The 22,119-nt window shown below is 47.2% G+C and carries 19 protein-coding genes and 2 pseudogenes; 6 read left to right on the plus strand and 15 right to left on the minus strand.

Annotated elements, in window-relative coordinates:
* Nucleotides 1–31: 31 nt before the first annotated feature.
* The 6 genes from V5G20_RS26105 to V5G20_RS26130 all read right to left on the minus strand — a co-directional run bounded on the left by V5G20_RS26105 (nt 32) and on the right by V5G20_RS26130 (nt 6,597).
* The gene (locus V5G20_RS26105; protein ID WP_338462799.1) at nt 32–784 is read right to left on the minus strand and encodes a metallophosphoesterase family protein; all 753 of its coding nucleotides are present in this window, start codon (nt 782–784) and stop codon (nt 32–34) included.
* 92 nt (nt 785–876) lie between these two features.
* Entirely contained in the window at nt 877–1,527 is a 651-nt protein-coding gene (locus V5G20_RS26110) for a YczE/YyaS/YitT family protein (RefSeq protein WP_003393069.1), read from the minus strand.
* Between the two features lie 489 nt (nt 1,528–2,016).
* The gene (locus V5G20_RS26115; protein WP_122958021.1) at nt 2,017–4,086 is read right to left on the minus strand and encodes an ABC transporter permease; all 2,070 of its coding nucleotides are present in this window, start codon (nt 4,084–4,086) and stop codon (nt 2,017–2,019) included.
* Nucleotides 4,083–4,841 carry an ABC transporter ATP-binding protein gene (locus V5G20_RS26120; RefSeq protein WP_024984229.1) on the minus strand — a complete coding sequence of 253 codons (759 nt, stop codon included), beginning with the start codon at nt 4,839–4,841 and terminating at the stop codon, nt 4,083–4,085. The genes V5G20_RS26115 and V5G20_RS26120 overlap by 4 nt, the downstream gene beginning before the upstream one ends.
* 96 nt (nt 4,842–4,937) lie before the next feature.
* Nucleotides 4,938–5,945, minus strand: coding sequence for a sensor histidine kinase (locus tag V5G20_RS26125; protein WP_338462803.1), 1,008 nt, complete (start codon nt 5,943–5,945; stop codon nt 4,938–4,940).
* Entirely contained in the window at nt 5,920–6,597 is a 678-nt protein-coding gene (locus V5G20_RS26130; RefSeq protein ID WP_338462805.1) for a response regulator transcription factor, read from the minus strand. The genes V5G20_RS26125 and V5G20_RS26130 overlap by 26 nt, the downstream gene beginning before the upstream one ends.
* A gap of 237 nt (nt 6,598–6,834) precedes the next feature.
* On the opposite strand from V5G20_RS26130, the gene V5G20_RS26135 reads away from it, so the two are divergent.
* Entirely contained in the window at nt 6,835–7,554 is a 720-nt protein-coding gene (locus V5G20_RS26135; RefSeq protein ID WP_003393058.1) for a glycosyltransferase family A protein, read from the plus strand.
* A gap of 154 nt (nt 7,555–7,708) precedes the next feature.
* Here the strand turns inward: V5G20_RS26135 and V5G20_RS26140 are convergent, their stop codons facing one another.
* Nucleotides 7,709–8,104: a hypothetical protein gene (locus V5G20_RS26140; protein ID WP_422388008.1), complete on the minus strand. Its 396-nt coding sequence runs from the start codon at nt 8,102–8,104 to the stop codon at nt 7,709–7,711.
* 427 nt (nt 8,105–8,531) lie between these two features.
* Between V5G20_RS26140 and V5G20_RS26145 the strand changes: the two genes are divergently transcribed.
* Nucleotides 8,532–9,782, plus strand: a complete 1,251-nt coding sequence (locus tag V5G20_RS26145) for an MDR family MFS transporter (protein ID WP_172920432.1) — start codon at nt 8,532–8,534, stop codon at nt 9,780–9,782.
* Between the two features lie 44 nt (nt 9,783–9,826).
* Here the strand turns inward: V5G20_RS26145 and V5G20_RS26150 are convergent, their stop codons facing one another.
* Nucleotides 9,827–10,717, minus strand: coding sequence for a LysR family transcriptional regulator (locus V5G20_RS26150; RefSeq protein ID WP_122958184.1), 891 nt, complete (start codon nt 10,715–10,717; stop codon nt 9,827–9,829).
* Nucleotides 10,718–10,863: 146 nt separating this feature from the next.
* On the opposite strand from V5G20_RS26150, the gene V5G20_RS26155 reads away from it, so the two are divergent.
* Nucleotides 10,864–12,078, plus strand: coding sequence for an MFS transporter (locus tag V5G20_RS26155; RefSeq protein WP_003393051.1), 1,215 nt, complete (start codon nt 10,864–10,866; stop codon nt 12,076–12,078).
* A 118-nt stretch (nt 12,079–12,196) separates the two neighbouring features.
* Nucleotides 12,197–12,283, plus strand: a pseudogene (locus tag V5G20_RS26160) (short-chain dehydrogenase); the annotation flags it as partial.
* Nucleotides 12,284–12,452: 169 nt separating this feature from the next.
* Here V5G20_RS26160 and V5G20_RS26165 read toward each other — a convergent pair.
* Nucleotides 12,453–13,046, minus strand: a complete 594-nt coding sequence (locus V5G20_RS26165; protein ID WP_338462811.1) for a TetR/AcrR family transcriptional regulator — start codon at nt 13,044–13,046, stop codon at nt 12,453–12,455.
* A gap of 185 nt (nt 13,047–13,231) precedes the next feature.
* On the opposite strand from V5G20_RS26165, the gene V5G20_RS26170 reads away from it, so the two are divergent.
* The gene (locus V5G20_RS26170; RefSeq protein WP_122958183.1) at nt 13,232–13,861 is read left to right on the plus strand and encodes a DUF2306 domain-containing protein; all 630 of its coding nucleotides are present in this window, start codon (nt 13,232–13,234) and stop codon (nt 13,859–13,861) included.
* Nucleotides 13,862–13,977: 116 nt separating this feature from the next.
* Entirely contained in the window at nt 13,978–14,814 is an 837-nt protein-coding gene (locus tag V5G20_RS26175) for a DUF92 domain-containing protein (RefSeq protein ID WP_327985814.1), read from the plus strand.
* Between the two features lie 104 nt (nt 14,815–14,918).
* Here the strand turns inward: V5G20_RS26175 and V5G20_RS26180 are convergent.
* The 6 genes and pseudogenes from V5G20_RS26180 to glmS form a co-directional block, all read right to left on the minus strand.
* Nucleotides 14,919–15,017, minus strand: a pseudogene (locus tag V5G20_RS26180) (oxidoreductase); the annotation flags it as partial.
* Between the two features lie 33 nt (nt 15,018–15,050).
* Entirely contained in the window at nt 15,051–16,088 is a 1,038-nt protein-coding gene (locus tag V5G20_RS26185; RefSeq protein WP_338462815.1) for a sensor histidine kinase, read from the minus strand.
* A gap of 4 nt (nt 16,089–16,092) precedes the next feature.
* Nucleotides 16,093–16,761 carry a response regulator transcription factor gene (locus V5G20_RS26190; protein ID WP_024984030.1) on the minus strand — a complete coding sequence of 223 codons (669 nt, stop codon included), beginning with the start codon at nt 16,759–16,761 and terminating at the stop codon, nt 16,093–16,095.
* A 37-nt stretch (nt 16,762–16,798) separates the two neighbouring features.
* Nucleotides 16,799–18,964: an ABC transporter permease gene (locus tag V5G20_RS26195; RefSeq protein ID WP_338462818.1), complete on the minus strand. Its 2,166-nt coding sequence runs from the start codon at nt 18,962–18,964 to the stop codon at nt 16,799–16,801.
* On the minus strand, nt 18,954–19,733 hold the full coding sequence (locus tag V5G20_RS26200; RefSeq protein ID WP_327985817.1) for an ABC transporter ATP-binding protein: 780 nt from the start codon (nt 19,731–19,733) through the stop codon (nt 18,954–18,956). Before V5G20_RS26200 ends, V5G20_RS26195 begins: the two co-directional genes overlap by 11 nt.
* A 248-nt stretch (nt 19,734–19,981) precedes the next feature.
* The gene (glmS, locus tag V5G20_RS26205; RefSeq protein WP_251238030.1) at nt 19,982–21,814 is read right to left on the minus strand and encodes a glutamine--fructose-6-phosphate transaminase (isomerizing); all 1,833 of its coding nucleotides are present in this window, start codon (nt 21,812–21,814) and stop codon (nt 19,982–19,984) included.
* Between the last annotated feature and the right edge of the window lie 305 nt (nt 21,815–22,119).

Below are 22,119 nucleotides of genomic sequence, written 5' to 3' on the forward strand. Positions count from 1 at the left end.
TTTGCGCTTTCATGCCTCGCTAAAAAAGCGGCTATCCAGACATACGCTCAAACACTTCCATTGCTTGAGCAGCCGTGGGAACCTGGACGACATTCTCCTCTGCGAACTCATGGGCTTGTGGATCGTCACTTCTTCTAATTTCGTTTGCGGCAGCCTCTACGTCGTAAGCCGTCCGCCGAAACTCGCATCCGTTCGGGCCAAGCAGCAGCCAATAGGCACCGGGCTGGTCGGCATAGGGCATACCCACGCTTCCTGCATTGATGACGCGAGTTTTTCCGGCAAGCAGTTCAAACTGAATATGCGTGTGCCCGCAAACAACCGTTCCTTGCTCAACTCCCTGAAAGATAGCGTCCAGCCTTTCCTGCTGCGTGAGCGGTGTAAAAATCACCTCGTCGCTATGCGGGGTCGCATGACAGAACAATACCTCCCCAATCCCTTCGATATATTGGACAAACAGTTGCGGCAGCTGCGACAAAAAATCGCGCTGAGCGCGTGTCAACTGTTTGGCGACCCATTCGGTCTTTTCACGCCCCTTCGCTGACATTCCGGGACGAAGCGGCTCACCGTCAAAAGCCATGACGACTTCGCGATCACAGTTGCCACGTATGAAGCGGACCTTTGTTTCCAGCCGGAAAAGACGCTCGAGCGTCTGTGCAGGCATTGGCCCAGAGACGATATCTCCCCCAATGACAATCAAGTCCGGTTTCACGTCTTCAAGCTCATCCAACACAGCGTGTAGGGCTGGCAAATTGCCATGGATGTCATAAAGTGCTGCCACTTTCATCGTACATCTCTCCTTTCGACCATCAAACCGTACTTTTAAAAAAACCACCACGGAAACGAAATGCTTGCGTGGTGGTTTTGCTTTGTGCCAGGTTAAACCGCTGTTTTCTTTGGCGCTCTTCCGTACGGGACGGCCATCATTCGCTCCCACATCGGGATAAACTGCTTGATCAACGGCCCGATCGCTACTGCCGTCACCAGTGTACCGATCGAAACCGGCCCTCCCAAGAGAAAGCCCACGAGCGCAACTGTACATTCGATCCCGACCCTGACTTTGCCGATCCCCCAGCCCATTCGTTCATGCAGCGCCAGCATAAAGCTGTCGCGGGGTCCGGCCCCGATTCGCGGCGAAATGTACATCCCTGTTCCGAACGTATAGATCAGAAGCCCGCCCGCGAACAAGACGACGCGCTCCGTCAAGGTTTCGCCGGTAGGAATCCATTCCAGCCACAAGAATAAGTCAATGAACAGCCCGAAGAAAAACATGTTCAAAAACATGCCCACGTTTGGCCTGATCTTTCCGATTACGTAAGACGCGAGTATGATGAGCGCTCCAACGATTTGCGACCAACTGCCGATGGTCAGTCCAAATGTCTTTTGCAATCCAATGTGCAATGTATCCCACGGAGCCACACCGAGATTCGCTTCGATCATCATCCCGATTCCAAAGCCCATCACAGCCAGGCCCAGCATGAAAACGGCATACTGAACCGTTACCGGGCTTGAAAAAAACTTCTTTATCATGATTGGTTCCCCCTGTTGTGTTGGGGTGGTCAGCCCCTATTTTCGGTTGTCCTCTTCAGGACGCATAAGGGGGAGATTGTGCGAATGCCATCCATTGTCCGAAGACGGGCATCACGTGTGTATCCATAAGCTTCACCTTCTTTCTGCAAAATTGAATATTCGGACTACTTGACCGAGTAAATGACCCTACAGGAGGAACCGGCTTCAAGCTCACGCCATCTTGCATCTTATGATAATTTCTCAGGATTTATTTCTCTTTCCCTCTCCCGTTGAACGAAAGGACTTGCTTATTCTCTCTTTTCTACCATTCTCGTTTCCACTTGTCTATAGGAAAAAGGCAGTCCCATACCAAATCATGGTGATGTAAGGAACCCCTCTTGGCTATTTGGGAACAGGAAGAGTGCAGATAAGCAAGAGACTCTTTCAACTTTCATTCACGCTGGAAAGTTGAAAGAGCCTTCTTCAGGCAGCCAGAACGGCAGAATTTGACTAGTCGTTTAGACTGGAAAGATACTTTCTCTTTAACCCGAAGTAAAAAAGAACCTGCAAGAAAAGGTACACGGCCACCACATACAACGCCTGCAGCATCGTATAATGGATTTTTGAGTAGTTGGTATTCACCAATGCGATATAGTACAAAGCCATAGCAACACCAAAGATGGCTGGTACCGAAAAGATCAATTTCAACTGTTTCGTCAGATTTTGCGTCATCTCGCGGTTGGTGATCCCGATTTTTCTCAGTATCGTGATTCTCTGCGTTTCTTCCGCAATATCTGTAACAATTTTATAGAACAGCACAATACTTGAGGAGATCAGGAGCAACGCTCCCAAAAACGCCATGGAGAAGTAAAAGACGCCATTTATTTGTACATCTATTTCTACTTTCTCGGCCTTGGAGAAAGGGCGATATGCTTCCAGCAAGGTCCTTTCGTTTTTCGGTCCACCCAAAAAGGTTTTGTCCTTCCAGATGGACTCATCAGCGTGATTCGCTTCCCGCAAAGTGCGGAGCATCTCAGCAAATATCTTGTTTTTATCACCGCTGGCGAGGTTGATCAAATGATACTTGGAAGTATCGGGATAGCCGCTCTTTCTGCGGATCATTTCATAGTCTGCATCATCGACTACATAGATGTGATACGTTGAATACGCATTGGTATACTCTAAATTTGCAAACTGAGCCATATCACTTTGAATCCGATCTTTCGAGACGGTAAATACATCGGCAGGGTCGACCTGACGAAAGAAGTCTGAAGAGCTCATTGTTATATTCGCCTCATCGAATGATGTGCCTGGGCTTTGCACGCTTTTTTTATTCATCAAAAACATGACATCTTCAGCAGGTTTCGTTTGAATCTCTCCGCCATCAAGAAATACATCCAGCATGCTGCCTTGTTTTACGTCCTTGTTTGCAGCCATATGCTTGTTGTAATTCCTTTCGCTAACAAGGACACCGTTGAAATACGTACGCTCACCCGTTTTCACTTTGCCATCCTTCATTTTGTAAATCGGTAAGGAAAGATACTCCAAGACCGCATATTTCTCGATCTTTCCGCCGCTATCTTCAATGACTTCCCGCATCTCATCTGGCGAAACATGATTGTATATACCATCTTCAACGAACATGAAGTCATACGGTCTCTCCAAATCATTGAATGTAACGGTATTTTTATGGATCGTGTAACCGACTCCGATCAGAAAAACACCCAGTGACACCATGAGGGAAACCACGTAAAGAATCGTCCGGTAGGATAAAAAACGGTGTGCAAGATTAGACAGAACCAGCAAGTTGTTATTGTACACCCTCGGAAATTTACGAATGAACAATTGGCATGTGCTGATCAATGTACCGAAAATGAAGAATGGACTAGCTAATACCACTATTGCACAAAGCGCAAGCATCGCCTTGCTACCATCAAAGATTTCATCCGTGTAAATTTTCGGCAATAGGTACAAGGCTAGTCCAAATAACAGGATAGATACCAAGCCGACGAAGGGATTGGCAGTGGCTACTTCTTTTTTCGAGCTGGATTGAATGACTTCAATGATGGACAGTTTGGTCAAATATCTCTCTGTAAAAAATGTGCTGATGATATAAATCGGCAAAAAGACACCGATCGTCAGCAAAAAAGAATCAAAGCCGATGCTGTATTCGATAGTTTTCAGCAATTTGCCCAGAATCAGGTAAAACATCCTCGAAAAAAGCAATCCTGCCGTAATTCCGGTTAGCAATGAGATGGAGATAATGATGATATTTTCTCGTCGCGTCATCTTTTTGAGGTCTCTGGCAGTCATCCCCAATGTCAAATAGACGCCAAATTCTTTTCCTCGGAATTTTACAAAATACGTTTGCGTGTAGGAGATAAAAACGATACAGAACAGCACGATCGCCACAAACGAAAAATTGAACACACTTTTCGTGTTGTCCGGGATGCTGTCGTTAAAAAACAAGGTTCCATACATAAATAGAACAGCGACAATAAAACTGTTTACGAGATAAAAGGAGATATAACGGGCGAGGTTGTACTTCAAATTTTTATATACAATCGCGGAAAACGTCATTGGAGCTCTCCCCCAATCATGCTTTCAGCTTCCAGGATGCGGTCAAAAAATTCCTTTCTGTCGCCACTCGATGCGATTTCCATCTTGATCGCTCCATCTTTGATAAAAATGATTCTTTTGCAAAAAGACGCAGCAAAGGGGTCATGACTGACCATGAAAACCGTGCTGTTTCTTTCTTCATTGATCTTTTTCAGCGTATTCATAATATTTTTGGAGGATTTTGAATCGAGATTTCCCGTCGGTTCATCGGCGAATACGATGGCGGGGTCATTGATCAACGCTCTGGCTACAGCTGCTCTTTGCTTTTGTCCACCCGATATATGATAAGGATAATTATTTTGGATATGCTCGATTTCGAAAAATGCTGCAAGCTCCTGAACTTTTCCGTTAATTGTTGCCGGGTCGATCTTGTCCAGTATCAAGGGAAGGGAGATGTTTTCCGAGATCGTCAGGCTGTCCAGCAAGTTAAAGTCCTGAAATACGTAGCCTACACTGTGCCTCCGAAAAAGCGCCATTTCCTCCTTCGACAGGTTTGTGATGTTTTTGTCCTCGATAAAGATTTCTCCCGACGTGCATTGATCGATACCAGACAGCAAATTCAGCAAAGTGGTTTTGCCGCTACCGCTCGGCCCCATAATGCCAACAAAATCGCCTCTCCTCACACTGAGGTTTATTCCATGCAAAGCCGTAACTTCTTTGGCTCCTTTAAACGAGTTGTACACTTTTGACAGGTCATTTACTTTTAATACTTCCATCAGAAAGAAAACCTCCAATACGCAACGTTTGTTCTGTTCTAAGCAGAAGTTTATAGGAGGAATGGATAACAAAATATCGATTTTGCTCTCAAAGTCTTACAGTTTTGAAAGAAAACCGATGTCGACCGTCGTTCCTTTATTCTTTTGTGATTGAATGTGAATGTGATGTCCCAATCGATCCGAAATAAGCTTGACCATATAAAGCCCGATTCCTGTGGCATTTCTGTCCCGTCTCCCGCCATCTCCCGTAAAAAATGGATCAAATACGCGATGGAGATCCTTTTCGTCAATCCCAATCCCCTCATCAATAATCGATAGAATCACCTTGTCCCGTTCTTTTCTTGCGCGAATCATGATTGATTCGCTCCGCTCTGCTATGGAATACTTGATGGCGTTTGACAGGACTTGCTCAAGCATATACTGTGCCCATTTTTTATCGGTCAAGATTTCAAATTCTTCCGGTATATCCACAATCGGTTCGATTCCTTTATACCTGATTTCTCTTCTTCTTTCGTTCAAGGCTTGATAGACGAGTTGCTTCAACGGCATGCGCTGAGCGATAAAATCCCTGGAAAACTCTTCGATTCTAAGCAAGTTCAGAGCTTCCTCCAGGTTCTTTTTCAATCCTTCATTCTCTTCCTTGATGTCTTCCAAATACTCATCATTTTCTCTTTCCGCAAGTCCGATTTCACAAGCCAGGTGGATGACGGAAACCGATGTTTTCATGTTGTGGATCCATTGTGAAAACAAGGCATTTTTATTGTTCTGTTTGACTTTGTTATCATAAAGCCTTGCGTTATAGTGACGATGGAGTTTGGAGAGCGTCTGAAAAACAAGCTTGTCTTTGTGATTCGAGACATGCTTGGCGTAGTCCGGACTCTTCCCTCCGTCCTCGATCTCGCTTACAAATTGATGATATTTGTATACTTCGTAGCATACATAAAGAATGAGCAGAGTACTGCTCAACAGGATCGGATATACATACTCCGCGCTATCCAGCAAAAGCATATAAAATAAAATGATCAAGAACGTATTCATCGTGTACACGAAGATCGTCACTTTCTTGTCCTGGATCACTTCAATCAGTAACGGAATGAAAGACATATCCCAACCCCCTTTTCGTCGTGATGACATCCTCAAGCCCCAATTCCCTCAGCTTTCCCTTTATTCTGGACATATTGACATTGAGCGTATTTTCCGCCACGAAGGTGTTATAATCGGTCAGCACATCAAACAGATCATCTCTGCTCACCAGTTTCCCTCTGTTTTGCATCAATAATTTGATGATTTTATACTCATTCTTCGAAAGCTCTACGGTTTGATTTTCATACTGCAGCTTTAAACTGTCCTCCAGCAGCACCAGCTTCCCCTCTTCGATCCTGACCCCATCCGAGTATTGCATGGACCTCCGCAAGGCCGCGTTAATTTTGGCCATAAGAATCCCGACACTAAACGGTTTGGTGATATAGTCATCCGCCCCTAGCTCCATTCCTCTGATTTGTTCTCCTTCTTCATTCCTGGCGGATACTATGATGATCGGTACGGCGTGGGTTTTCCTGATTTGTTTCAAGTAATAAAAACCATCAAACGTCGGCAAATTGATATCCAGAATGATCAGATGAGGTTCTACCCGGTCAACTGTTTCCACGACCCGCTCAAAATCCCCGACAATGAAAACTTCATAATCGTATGCGGTCAAATACTGCTTGATATATTTGATCAGCTTCACATCGTCTTCTATTAAAAGTATTTTCATCGCTTGCCTCCCGAATCAGGATTGTTGGATGCATCGCTTTTTGCTTTGCATGCCGTGGCCTGCATACATTATATCCCTTCCTTTTTTCAGGGCGAAACCGGGAGAGTCTCTTCAGCTAAGACCAGGGGCATTTATGTGCGGATATCACCGAGAGGTATCCGACTACAGCAAAACCCGGAAAACTCCAATACCATGTAATATTTACAGCTTTGCTTGGTAAAGGAGAGTGAGGACTTCTTGGCAAAACGAAAGAAGATCATCGTCCGGATTGCCTTTAACTCCAAAAAGCTAAAGTACAACCGCAAGAAGAGATTTACGACGAAATGGATTAAAAGCCGGATGAAAATATTTATGCGGTATACGCGGAGAAGTTTGCAAAGACAGACCAATCAAGGCTTTGTCGCTCTCGTGGAGTATGAGGACCGCTCCCGAAGGAAAATAAAAAAAGAGCTGCGCAAGTACAGCAAGCTCCCTAAAAATATCAAATTCATCCCCAAAAGCAAGTACCAGAAAAGTATCAGGAAGCGCCTCAAGGGCTATCATTATTTGTATTTGGTGCGGTTGGATTCAGACGATTTGTACCGCCGAAGCTATATCCAGCAGCTCAAGAATCACCGCAGAAGAAAGGGAACGTCCGCGGTGATCAACCAATTTGGCTACATGTATGACTCGAAAAAGAAGCGAATTGCGCCGATGTATGCAAAGTCGCCGGCATTCTATACGTTAATCTATAAAGTAAAAGATTATTTGAAAGGAAAACGGTATCGGCTTGCCGGGGGACATCCCGCCGTCATCCGCCTGCGCCATGACAAATTGCGTTTGCGCAACTATGTGCACGTCATCCACTCGGGCAATACCACAAGCAAATTTCGTTCAAAGCGGAACAAGGTCATCAACAAAAGACGTATTGTAAAAAATCGGCGCCAGGTAAAAAGGATCCTCTCGTCTTTTATGTAAAAAGGACCTTCTCATCGTGTTATCTTACAAGAAAAAAAGGTGCCGATTTGGCATCCTTTTTTATTCTTGAATCGAAAGCGATATGCCAAGAGGCTTAGTCTGGTTGGTGTTGAAACACAGGCCCTCCATCTTTTTCGTCGGCTTCACCATCTCGTTATTCATGGATTAACTCAAATAATTCGACAATCAAAACCGTATCATCTGTTAACGTAATCCCGATATCTTTCCAAGCAAGCCGATGGTCCTCCTGGAATTGAGCGACATCGTCTCCGTTTCCTTCTCCTTGGACAAGCCGCATATCTGGGTTTCCAAACGTCGTTTCAAAAACCTCCTTCAGTCTCACATTGCATCTGGGATTGCCATGCTTGTCATAGACGGTGACAATTTTTCCGACCGGCTCGTATGTTTGCTGCAATTCTTCCGCGGAATATTCTTCTTTGGGTGCACAAGTAGCCGTTTTCTCCCCCCTGAGGATTTGCTGAATCATTCTCTCGCCCAAGCCATTATCCTCTTCCCAGCCAAATATCATTTTGTGATTATGTACTGTAATTTCTGACATAGACTCTCCTCCAAAAGCTCACTTATCCATTCATCATAACATTTTGGCGAGTTGGCTTCATAGCTTGCCTGCCCTGTTATTCCCGTCAGCCTTTCCTTTGCCTGCCCATTTGGCATTGCCGCAAGTACTCGTTTTACCAGTTTTCGAATCGCTTATGGCCGCGGCGCAGGCATCAAAAAAGACGCTTCCGTGAGGAGCGTCTTTTAGCATTCCGAACATGTGTTCTTTTTTTGAAACATCCAAACTAACCAGACGTATATTCGACCTTCATATTAGTAGTATAAACCATTCTGAATTATAAGTCTATATTTACTTGAAAAAATGCTTTAAAGTTTGTATACCCGGCCGGGAAACTTGTGGTGTGTATCTGTTTGTAAACAGGAACATGCCTGCTTTGACAATAATGAGGAGGATATGGATGAAAATACGTTCATGGAATAACAATTTGAAAACCCGGTTAATCGGGGAAGCACTGTTTAACATGCTGTTTTGGATGTACTTTCCGTTTATCACTGTATATTTTGGTGCGGCATTGGGCAATCACATCGCTGGCATTTTGATGACGGTCCCTCCGATCTTCAGCCTGATCGGGAGTCTGCTCGGAGGAGCTTTGGCCGACCGGTGGGGAAGGCGTCCTGTCATGCTGCTGGGCGCTTTTCTTCAGACGGTGATGTTTGCCTTGTTTGCCGTGTCTTGGTCCCATTGGATCGATTATATCGCATTCATCGGTCTTGGTCTGGGAGGAGCCATTTACAGGCCGGCAAGCTCCGCTATGGTTGCCGATCTGGTTCCCGCACAATCCCGCCGCCAAGTATTCGCAACGTTTGCGACGGCCAACAACATAGGAGCGGTTCTCGGACCTGCACTCGGAGCCGTTTTCTTCTTTCATTACCGGCAAGAGCTGCTGTGGACCTGCGCACTGGTCTTGCTGCTGTATTTCATTGCCATGTATGCAATCGTCCATGAAACATTGCCGCGGTCGGCGAAAAACCTGGAAGCGCCGGCTTCGATTTCCCGCGCTTTCAAGGAACAATGGAAAGGCTACGGCGTTATTCTTCGCGACAAAGTGTTTCTGGTGTATACGTTGGCAGGCATCTTTGCGCTGATCCCGATCATGCAGCTGGATCTGTATTTGTCAGTATACGTGATCAATGAAGTCCCTGCCCAGCCACTGTTCCCGTGGAATGGCGATACCCTTTTGCTTTCCGGTACGGAGATATATGGATGGCTGCTGGGATTTAACGGTCTTTTGTTTGTCCTCTTCATCCTGCCTGTCACGAAGTGGTTCAACCATTGGCAGGAGCGCAATGTCTTTATTCTGTCGACGCTGTTGGCCGGCGGGGGCACATTCCTCGTCGGGATCAGCACGAATATATGGTTCCTGTTTTTCGTTACGGTTATCTTCACCTTTGGCGAGATCGTGCGCTCACCCGTGACACAGAGCTTTATCAGCCGCTATGCCCCGGAGCACGCCAGGGGGCAATACATGGGTGCTGACAGCTTGCAGGCCACGATCGGGAAATTTTTGGCCCCGGTCACCGTCTTCCTGTCCGGGTGGATGCCGCCTATGGGAATATTCAGCCTCATTTTGGCGCTCGCCTTGATCAGCACCGCGCTATACATTCAGTTATTCAGAATGTATGTGGAGAAGCCTGAAGCGGCGGGCTGATGGAAGCTTCAGCCCAATGCCGTACTAAGATCGATACCGTACCGTCAAATCGATTCCATCCTGCCAAAATAGTTGATCACAAACTGCTTGAATCGCAAGGCGGCAGGCGACAAGTACCGATCCTCAACATACGCGATCCCGATCACGCGTCTGCACTTTGGCTGCCGGATCGGGATATACACGATTTTGCTCTTGTCCAACCCTACGTCGGGGAGAAGCGAGAGGCCCAGACCAGCGGCGACCAGCCCTGCAACGGTAGACACTTCTTCTCCTTCGAACGTAACTTTCGGATTCATTCCCAATTGCCGGAACAAACCATCGGTAGTTTCACGCAGCGCGTACCCCTTTTTCAAAAAGATAAAGGGTTCGTCCGCTATTTCTTCCATCGAAATGCTCTGGGCATGAGCCAACCGATGATTCGTGGGCAGGATCACAAAAATCTCCTCGCTCCAGAGAGGCTTCCATTGGATCGGCACTTTTGTTTCGGTTGGCTCTGCTACAAGACAAAGGTCGAGCTTGGCGGCGTTCATCTGCTCTAACAGCGAGTAGCTGTGATTTTGGGTCAGCTGAAAACGGATCGCCGGGGAATGGACACGGAAGGCGCCAAGCAAGTCAGGGATCAGGCTGGTGCCGAGCGTATGCAAGAACCCTAACGCGACTTCTCCATGCTCCGGATTCACCATATCGTGCAGCTCCCGCTTCCCAACGTCAAATTCCATCAAAATGCGATTCACCCGCTTCAAAAAGAGCTGGCCATATCGATTCAGCACAATGGTACGCCCTTGTCGGTTGAATAACGGTACCCCAAGCTCCTCCTCCAGTCGGGCAATGGAACGGCTGAGGGCTGGCTGGGAAATGGACAGGTACTCGGCCGCACGCGTCACATGCTGCAAGTGAGCCAAGGTTTGAAAGTATTCGAGCTGTTGCCACTCCATGTTTGAATCCTCCTTTCTGTAAACATCGTGTGCTGATTTATCTATTACCCGTGTGCATGAAAAACATAATTACAATGAATTATACATCATGAGTTGCCGGTGATAGTATAAAAATGCGTACGGAAGAAGGTAAGGAGGTTCTTGTCATGGGTTACATTCAACAAGGCACCGCTGCTTTTCGCAAATCGAACCTGGCCTTTTTTGCAGCCGGATTCAACACGTTTGCGATTCTTTACAGCACGCAGCCATTAATGCCGGAATTCACCAAGGAATTTCACATCTCCCCTGCAATGGCCAGCCTGTCCCTTTCTTTGACCACCATATCTCTGGCGGTTAGTATGCTGTTGTTTGGCTCGATATCGGAAGTATGGGGACGCAAGCGAATCATGATGATCTCCATGCTATCCGCCTCCGTCTTGTCCATTTTGACTGCCTTCAGTACAACGTATGAAAGCCTGCTGGTCTTCCGGGTGATTCAGGGATTCGCTTTAGGCGGACTCCCCTCCATCGCAATGGCCTATTTGGGAGAGGAGATGGAACCAGCCAGTCTCGGTGTGGCGATGGGCCTGTACATCAGTGGAAACTCGCTGGGAGCCGTAGCAGGCAGAATCATTGCCGGAATGATGACAGACATGTTCAACTGGCACGCAGCGCTGGGAACCATTAGCGTCATCAGCATTGTGGCCAGCCTGATATTTTTTGCGAGTTTGCCCAAGTCCCAAAACTTTCACCCGCGTTCTCCTGAAATCGGCAAGCTGCTTGCGTCTCTGGTTGATCACTTGAAAAATCCGGCATTGCTTTCGCTCTATGTCATCGGGTTTCTCATCCTTGGCAGCAACATTGCCTTGTTTAACTACATCGGGTATGTCCTGACCGCGCCACCCTACTCATTGAGCCAGACGGTGATCGGCTGGATTTTTATCGTCTATCTCGTAGGCATGTTCAGTTCCGTCTGGATGGCAAAAATGGCAAGCAAATACGGTAGACAGAAGGCGCTTTTGCTCTCTTTGCTGATTACCTTGGCCGGAGTCATTCTGACATTGGATTCCCATGTGTGGCTCAAAATATTGGGCTTGCCGATCGTGTCTTTCGGATTTTTCGGCAGCCACTCCATCGCCAGCAGCTGGGTGGGATACCGCGCTCATCACGATAAGGCGCAAGCTTCTTCGCTCTACCTTTTCTTTTACTATATAGGCTCCAGTATCGGAGGGACGACAGCCGGCGTGTTTTGGTCTTCCCAAGGATGGGGCGGAGTCGTCGGTATGATCGCGGGATTTTTGCTGATCGCACTTGTACTTACGTTGCTTCAAGCAAAATGGGTTACGGCCGTGCAACATAAGAAAACCATTTCCTTTAAATGAAGCCATGCGTTGAAAAAATCCTCATCTGGCGAATGAGGATTTTTTTGTGTTTGAAAGAGTTGCTGCCTCTCTAGGTTGTCTCATGCCGATACGCCTGCCGAATAGGAGAGCAACATTTGCGGATGTCGCAGCTTTCCTGGCCTCTCCGGAAAGCCGGTGGATTACTGGACAGTGCATCGATGCTAGCAGGGGATCGCATTTGTGATTTATCTCTTTCTTGCCAAGCGGGCTGCCGATCGTTTTCTCGGCAGCCCCCAAACGGTAACGTCCCGTTTTCACTTTGTGATTTTCTTTCGCCAAGATATTTGTAGGGCAGTTGAGATTCAACCGTCTGTCTTGGCTCCATTTTTCGTCACAAGCTTGTTGTTCAACGGCTATGCAATCAAGTAGCTCTTGAGTAGCCTTTCCGTATACTTCATATTGCGTTCGATCGGGGCATTGCTGCCCGTCAAACGGCTCGCCATGATGGCCCCTTCCATGGAATCGATCAAAAAAGCGGCCATTTCGGCAGCATCCATATCCGGACGGAACTCCTTGTTGCGTATGCCTTGCTCAATGATCGATTGAACGAACTTGACCATGCCCGCGTAAGCTCCTGCGGCCTTCTGACGGAGTTCGGGGAACGTTCCGTCGCTTTCTACCGCCGTATTCAGCAGCGGACATCCGCCGGGTATGGGCGGGTTGTGGACGGCATCCTGGTAAACCGCCGAGATTTTCAGCAATTTTTCGAGCGTACTCGTCCCCTCTCCCACAGCCTGTGTAAAAAACTGCTGCATGATTTGCCCCGCTCTCTCAAAGGCAGCCAGCACAATCAGTTCCTTGGTTTCAAACCGCCGGTAAATGGCTCCCTTCGGCAAACCGGTTGCTTGCATGATTTCTTGTATCGACGTTTGAGCAATGCCTTTCGTATTAAACAAAAGCATGGCGGCATTAACGATCTTTTCCTTTATCTCATCTGATTTCTTCATATGATTCATCCCCCTGGCAGGCAGTCCTATTCATTAGAACCTTCCGCGACTTCTTCATATTGTCACGAATTACGAGAAGCTGTCTATTTTAAATTAGCAGAAGACACCGTATAATGAAACCGTTCAGACCGGACGGTCCGGTCCGATCTATTATACATAAAAACAGCAAAGGATGGTTTGCCAGTGTGAAAAATCGAACGAAAGAAAAGAATGGCGTTGTTATTCTGCTGTCAGTCGTCGCGTTGATGTGGATCATGCATACGGTAACCAAAAATTTCGTGTCTGATCCCGAATTCATCAAGCTTCTTGCAACCAGGGATTCCTTTACCGCCGACCGGGCGTTGTGGTTGTTCATGCTGAGGGCGCATATTGTGCTTGCGATTGTCTCTTTGATTACGGGGCCTGTCGGCATGCTGCGAAACATACGTACCCGGTCAATCGCCTGGCATCGATGGAATGGGCGAATCTACGTCGTTTCTATCCTGCTGAACTTCATTCCCGGGCTTTACGTTTCGTGGTTTGCGGCGGGAGGCTTGACAGTTGCCGGTTTCCTCCTCTTGAATTTGCTCTGGCTCGGGACCGCTTGGCTCGGATATCTCCATATTCGCCGCAAGCAAATTGCCGAGCATTCCAAGTGGATCACACGCAGCTTTTTTCTTACTTACGCGAATCTGGCCATTCATCTCCTGCTCCCGCTCGGCCAGCACGCAATCGGGCTTACGTACGCCTCTGCGTATGCGTTCGCCGTATGGGGGAGCATGCTGCTCAATCTGGGATTGGCAGAGATTTTCATCCGCAAAAAATGGATAACCTAGGAGGCGTCATAAAGGAGAAGTCAAACGTCCAGCGGTATCTACGTTTCATTCCCTTCTCATTTTCGAAAGCCCGCTGAGCTAATGTATAATAGTGTAAGCAAAGGGGGCGGAGAGCGGTGGAGTGGTTAATAGGTCTGGCCTGCAGCGCCGGGATTGCTGGAGCGGCTTATGCAAAACGGTCGCTGTCCGGTTCCGGCTTTTTCGCGGCGGTGATGCTGGGCACGGTGATGTACGCGCTCGGCAGCGCGGTCTGGTTCGGCTCCCTTATCGCTTTTTTTGTTTCGTCGACGTTATGGTCCAAGTGGAAAAAGCATGCAAAGGCAGAGGCAGAGAGCGGTTACGAGAAAACCGGGAGGCGCGATGCGGGCCAGGTGCTGGCGAATGGAGGAGTGGGGCTGCTGTTATGCGCGGCAAACTGGGCGTATCCGCATCCGCTTTGGTGGTACGCCTTCCTCGGCGTAATGGCGGCGGTCACAGCCGATACGTGGGCTACCGAAATCGGCGGCTTGAGCCGGATGCCTCCGAGATCGATCAAGACGGGTCGACGCGTTCCTCCTGGCACGTCCGGAGGCGTCTCAGGCCTCGGCATGGTCGCTTCGCTGGCCGGCGGCCTATTTATTGGCGTTGCAGCGTGGATGCTGCTTGCGGTGGTGCCCGGCCAATCCGCACCGGATACGACCTCGGCGGCTCTTAGACCGGCGGCCTGGATCGGAATAGCCGGTCTGGCGGGCATCATTGGATCGCTGGCCGATTCGTGGATCGGTGCGACATGGCAGCAAATGTACCGTTGCCCCGCTTGCGGCCGGGAGATCGAGCAGGTCCGCCACTGCGGCAGGCCAGCCGAGCGGATCCGCGGCCGCTCCGGCTGGAGCAACGATACCGTCAATGTCGCCGGATCGCTTGCTGGCGGCGTAGCAGCCGCCTCGCTGGCTCTGGCACTCGGCTTGGCCTGATGGGAAAAGCCGGAAGGGCTTTGTATCGTTGAACGATGCCTGGTCCTTCCGGTGATGCCGCATGCCTTGTACTATAGACGTACGGAACGTTAATAGAATTCCTATTAAAAAATGGTAGGCACCATGCCCCCATCCATACGGATTGGAGAACCTTTACATGCGGATGCATCAGGGCTGCATACGAATGCGGCCAGCCTGCCTATTCAGCTTGATAAACTTTCTCCACGATGCATAGCTTATTGTTTCACATGCGGAAATATTAGTGATATGGTCAGACCTGAACCAAGCGCTGATTTTGCATCCAACTGAATGGCTAAATCATAGGCCATCTTGCTTACCAAAAAGAGTCCCATCCCCGTAGCTTGCCTTGTACAAGTACCTCGCCTTCCGGTAAAGCCCTTATCAAATATAAATGGCAAATCTTCTTGAGGTACACCAGGCCCATTATCACTAATATGTAAAATAGTCTGATCACTCCCTTTGTCGTAAACCGTTTCAAACTTCAAAATGGGACTATCCTGATTCTGTGCAACATGTTTTGTACTATTAGCGATTATTTGTTCCAATATAAAAGCTAGCCCTTTGCGGTCGGAAAGAATTTCCCGCTCCTCACCTATGAATTGTATTTGAAAACCGGATTCATCCAGTAGCGTTTGATGATCTTCAATTGTCTGTTTACAAAAAGCCAGTAAGTCGATAGGTTCAAAAAAATAATCTTTATGAGTAGCCCCTAGTCTTGCAAAATACAAAATTCGCCCTACGTCTCCAAGCATTTGATCTCTAATATGAATCATACGCTGTCTAACAAGGGGAGACATTTCATCACTCCGGTTATCTAATACCAATGTCATTAGTGACAGAGGCTTTTTAATTTCATGAACCCATCCTTCTATATAGTTTTCATAATCGGTCAACTCAATAACTTGCTCATTAAGCTGCGCCTGATAAGACCTTATGACGCTCCCCATTCTACGGATAAACGGCCAATATGTCTTCGGAGATAGCCGGCATAATATTTCTTCGTTCGTCTCATTCGCCTCTAATAAAAAATCTTCAAAGGCCGCTTCGATTATTTTTTGCTTTCTGATGATAATGAATACAGACAACGATATCATTGCTAGAGTAAAAACAATCATGAGTCCTACTAACACCTTAAAGGTTTCCGGGTAAGCCAGCCAAGCGAAAAAGATAAATAGAAGATCTGTAGTAATGAAAATAAGAAACCATTGTTTATAAGCATGAAAGCAATCAAAGATTTGCTTTATCCATTTCATGCCTTCACCTACCCCTAAGTCGATAACCTTGACCTCTTATAGTCTCAATTTGATCTTCCAAGTTTAACTGTCGTAGCGTTTTGCGCAAGCGAGTCAGATTTACTTGAAGTGCATTTTCGTCGATATATTGGTCTGTTCCCCATAAAAGTTCACGTAATGCAGACTTGGATACAATCTCAGGTCTATGCTGCACTAAAGTCAATAAAATTTTTCCTTCATTTGCTGATAATACTATCGATTGAGATCCCTTATACAAGGTAAAGGTATTGGGGTCTAGGAAAAAACTGCCGCCATTTATCAATCCTGGTCGTCCTTCAAATCTTCTTAGCAGGTTTTGAATGCGAGCCAACAATCTATCTCGATTGCACGGTTTTGTGAGATAATCATCTGCACCTAAATCAAGACCATGCAATTCATCCTGCAACTTATCTCTAGATGTAAGAATCAATATGGGACCAGTTCCTTGTGATTTTAGACTTTTGCAAATTTCAAATCCCGATTGTCCCGGTAAATTGATGTCCAACAAGACTAAGTCTGGTGCCAAAGTGGCTATTTGAGCCACTATATCTTGGAAGTCCGCAATGGCAGCCACTTCATAACCAGCTTTTTGCAGTATATCGATTAATTCTTCCCTCATCAGCGGATCATCTTCAACAATGGTAATCCTCGCCACTTCAGCACCACCCTTCGATGTAAATTGCAACTGTTTTTTACTCTATATTTGGTTTCCAACGCAATTTATCTAGTTCATGATCTGCTGAACGGGCAACTGCTACTCCATAAATCCCCAAAATTACGATTACAATACAGGCAGAGGCAAGGGCAATCGGATAAAGGGACGCTTTGTCATCGATGTGAATCATAACAAATGCAATCATAGCCCTTATGCCAACAGCTCCACTCACGCATGCAAGAGATACAGGTAACAGAAAAGTCAGCAACACCTGTCTGTGGATGGATTTCTTCATTTGATTACGTTTTGCCCCCAACATGGAAAGCGTTACATAGCGTTGTCCAGTCTGTTTCACCTGTGTCAAAAATTGTAAAGCCAATACCGTACAAGCAATAATCAAAAACAAGAATCCCATATATAGTGTTGCATAACTCCCAGCAACAACATAGAAGAGTTTGCGTCCAAAGTTTTGCAAATAACTTTCAAACGTGAAGCCTGAAGCTTTTAATAAATCTCTGGCCTCCATCATTGGTTTCAGTAAACCTTCCTGGTCTTGCAGCTTTTGCGGGATTCGAAAATTCCAATACGCCACATAGGTTTCCGTATTCATTAATTGTTCAAACATATGATCAGGGACGATAAATGCTGAAAAAATTTGTACGGAGCGGTCTGCTACTAAACCTCTCATTGGAATTGAGGGGTGTATATATACCGCCTGACCATGAATGCTCATCAAGCTTTTGCCCTCTTTGGCAGCCTTTTCAAGAATATGATCTAGTACAGGCATGCTTTCCAGATTATCCATCGGCATAAAATCCGGATTAAAGTATAAAGCAATTTCATCTGAATGCAGGTTCAACGGTTTTTTTCCTACGGCTTTTAAAAGACCATTATAAGATGATTCTGGAATGAGGTAAGGTGCTGTTGTATCCGTCTCCAGAACCCCAAAAAGATTAAGTGCTTCAGGGTTTTCCGAACTGAAACTGTAATTCTGTATTTCTCCCGATAAAACTTGCTCTTTATAGTTGTCTGGCAGAGCCATAATCATTTGTTCTCTCAATGCAGACCAGTCTACCAAAGACAAAGGGATGCCGTCTTCGCCGCGTTCATCCTTATATTTCATTCTCCCAATTTTCAGCAGGTTTAAGTCCTCTACATATGGTTCCATTTTTTCCGAAGCAAGAAATTGCTCAATTTTTTGACTATCTCCATTAACAGTAAAATCATAGACAGAGGAACTCCTAGCAAAAACATTTTCTAAACCTATAAAAGTTGAAGCACCATCTGCTATCAAAATGATAGACAACGTGATTAGAATAGATGTTACTGCAACAGAAGTAGATCTATTGGCTACGTTTTCTTGAAACTGCCTTACTGTAAATGTGTGCAGACCTTTTGTAGATTTATTTTTAGACAAGCTTGCCAATAAGCCTAGCAATTTCCCAAAACCCCTCATAAAAAGGACCGTACCTAAACTTCCGAGAGCCACTGCCACAAACAGAAGCAGCCCTGTAAAATCCGTAAAACGATATAAAGCAACCCAATATGCGACACCCAGGAAAACAGCGCCTGCCAATAAAGTGAGTACATTGCCCGTAAAATGCCCCATATCTTGTTTCTTATCCATTTGCTCATAAAGTAATTGATGCACCTCTTGTTTAAACAACCTTCCGCCAAGAATGGCCAGTGCGATAAACTGAATGGATAAAAAACCGATGATGGTAAAGAAAATCGCACCTGCCGACAAGCTTATTTGATGACCGATAATTCCCTGTCCGACTAGTTTAGAAACCGTCAAGCTGATGATTTCTGCTAAGAATCCACCAATTAAGAGCCCTGCAATGAGTGCCAAAATAGAAGTGATGAACCCCTCTGCCAATAGTTGAAGAACAAGGCGTTTCTTGCGCATTCCCAACAAGAGATAGAGGCCAAACTCTTTACTCCTTCGATTTAATTGGTACCGATTCGCAAATAAAATCAAGAAAAACAATAAAAATAACGCAAATAGATACACAATGGGCATTTGAGCTAAAAGCTTGTCGATCGAATCACTTTCAAACTCCTTTAAGAACAAAATAACATCTTGTCTGCCCAGTGAAAGAATGATATAAAACGACGCTATTGCGATTACAAGTGTTGCAAAGTAAATGAGATTCTCCTTGCGACTTCGTTTCGCATTGCGATAAATCAGCTTAGAGAACATTTGCGCTTCCTCCCCCAAGCTGAGCTAGTACCTGCAAGATTCTTTCATAAAATTTCTCGCGAGTCTCATCATGTTTGCGACGCAGTTCATGAAATATCACACCATCTTGAATAAAAAGGATTCTTGAGCAAAAACTTGCTGCATTAGGATCGTGGCTGACCATTAAAATAGTTCTTCCGCTCGTTCTATTCATACCTTCCAACTTATTCATTAAAGTTCTTGCAGAGCGCGTGTCCAATGCCCCTGTCGGTTCATCCGCAAGAACGATATCTGGATCAGTAATGAAACAACGTGCGGCAGCTACCCTTTGCTTTTGTCCCCCAGACATCTGAGACGGGAATTTATGAAGGATATCCGTAATTTCTAAAAAACCGGCTAGCTCATCTAATTTAGCTCGTGCTTTTGCAAAATCCACCCCATGAATCGATAAAGGCAATAGTATATTTTCTTGTCCGGTTAGATTATCCAGCAATTCAAAGTCTTGAAACAAATATCCAATCCGACTGCCGCGATACTCAGCTAAATCCTTACTGTCGAAAGCACTGATATTTTTTCCATGTAAAAGTACACGCCCAGATGTTGGTTTTATTATGGTTGCAATGCAGTTTAATAACGTAGTTTTGCCAGAACCGCTTGGTCCCATTATTCCCAAGAATTCTCCGGGGAGAACATCAAAACTGACACCGTTTAAAGCTTTTGTTATATTGTTCTTCTTCCCGTAGTTTTTTTGCAAGTCTTGAACCTCTAGTAATTTTCCTTGTCTGACCACTGTATAAGGCTCCTTTCTTCAACAACTAGAATCGAATTGAGCTATACACATTATAGTCAGTACGAAAGACGAGAAACACTTACAAATGGCGTAAGGAAAAATGCAGGACATGAAAAAAGCCGAGCAAATGTCAGAAAATAATCCTGATCTGCCCGGCTTAATGCGACTTTTAATTGCTTCAGCACAAGTTTAAACTGCTGGTATAGGACTTTATTTGCTTTTTGCACTTATGCTACTTCAAAAACCCCTTACTCCACCGTAACACTCTTCGCCAGATTCCGCGGCTTATCAACATCAAGCCCGCGCGCAGCAGAAGTGTAGTACGCCAGCAATTGCAATGGAATGACGGTCAAAATTGGCGTTAACATCGGCGTGGTGGCCGGGACGTGGATGACGCCGTCCACCGATTTGGCCAGGTCGCGGTCTCCTTCGAGAGCAAAGCCGAGCACATGGGCGCCGCGGGCTTTGACTTCCACGATATTGCTGACCATTTTTTCGTAAATGTCCGGTTGGGTAGCCAGCGCCACCACCGGGACGTTTTCTTCAATCAGCGCAAGCGTACCGTGCTTCAGTTCTCCCGCCGCATACGCTTCGGAGTGAATATAGGAGATCTCCTTGAGCTTGAGCGAGCCCTCCAGGGAGACCGAATAGTCCAGTCCCCGTCCGATAAAGAACAGGCTGGTCGCGTCCTGGATGCTTTGGGCAAACTGGCGGATCGGCTCGACGTTGGCCAGGATGGCGCCGATCTTCGCCGGCAGCTCCTGCAGATGCTCGACTACCTCTGCGATCTCTGCAGCCGCCAGTGTCCCTTTTACCTGCGCGAAGTACAGCGCAAACAGGTACAGGGCAATCACCTGGGACGTATAGGCTTTCGTCGAGGCCACCGCCACTTCCGGGCCGGCCCAGGTAAAGATTACTTCGTCTGCCTCGCGGGCTACGGAGCTGCCGACGACGTTGGTGATCGCCAGAACTCTGACCCCGCTCTTCTTCGCCTCGCGGAGCGCGGCCAGCGTGTCTGCCGTCTCACCGGACTGGCTGATGACGATCATCAGCGTCTTGTCGGTGTAGATCGGATCGCGGTAGCGGAATTCCGACGCGACGGCCACCTCTACCGGTACGCGGGTCCACTTTTCCAGGACGTCCTTCCCGACCAGTCCAGCGTGCATGGACGTTCCGCACGCCACGATATAGAGGCGGTCGTAGGAGGCCAGCTCCGCATCGCTCATATTCAGCTCAGGCAGGATGACCTGCTTTTTCTCCTGGTCGATCCGTGCGCCCATCGTGTCGCGTACGGCTTGCGGCTGCTCATAGATTTCCTTGAGCATGAACGAATCGTACCCGCCTTTTTCTGCTTGGACCAGATCCCAGTCTACGTGGAAGATATCGCGCTCGATCTTCTCGCCGCTTTGGGCATCCATCAGCTGAACGCCTTCCCGGGTCAATACCGCCATTTCGCCTTCATTGAGGATATAGACATCGCGCGTGTGCTCCAGGAGAGCCGGGATGTCCGAGCCGATGAAGCTCTCGCCCTCTCCGATTCCGACGATGAGCGGACTTGCGAGACGCACTGCTACCAGCTTATCCGGCTCGTGCTCCGTCATGATTCCCAATGCGTAGGCACCGCGCATGCGCTGTACGGCCTTGCGGGCGGTAGACACGATGTCCCCGTCGTAGAGATCCGCGAGCAGGTGCGCGATTACTTCGGTGTCCGTCTCCGAGGTAAAGGCGTATCCTTTTGCGATCAGCTCTTCCTTGATCGGCAGAAAGTTTTCGATGATGCCGTTATGGACGACAGCAAACTTGTGGCTCGAATCCGTATGCGGGTGGGAGTTTTCGTCAGACGGTTTTCCGTGCGTCGCCCAACGCGTGTGTCCGATCCCTGCATTTCCGGCCAGCGGCTGTGCTGCCAGCTTTCCTTCCAAAACAGCGAGGCGTCCTTTTGCCTTGTCTACGAGCAGCCCCTGCTCGGTCAATACCGCGATTCCGGCCGAGTCATACCCGCGGTACTCCAGCTTGCGAAGACCTCCGATAATTACCTCTTGCGCTTGTTTATCGCCAATGTATCCTACAATTCCGCACATGTGTGTTTGTCCCCTTCCCTATGACGGGGGACACAACCCAGTTGTCAATGGTACGGGGGTTGCTCCCCCGCCATTCCATTTGTATATGTGGTCAGCTTGATTTTTTCGATAAAACCATTCCATAAAACGATCATCTGTATCATGCGCGGGTCTTGTGCAACAAGTCGCCCTGTTGTTTTGCCCCCGCGCTCCGCGGCCGCGATACTCGGCCGGGAGGCATCCGCCGAATGCTTCGATAAACCTCCACCTCGTCCACTGCACTCCACGTCGGGCAGCTGCAGTGCTGGCGCTTTCCCATCAAGATC

This window comes from Brevibacillus borstelensis (assembly GCF_036700025.1).
Classification (GTDB): Bacteria; Bacillota; Bacilli; order Brevibacillales; family Brevibacillaceae; genus Brevibacillus; species Brevibacillus borstelensis.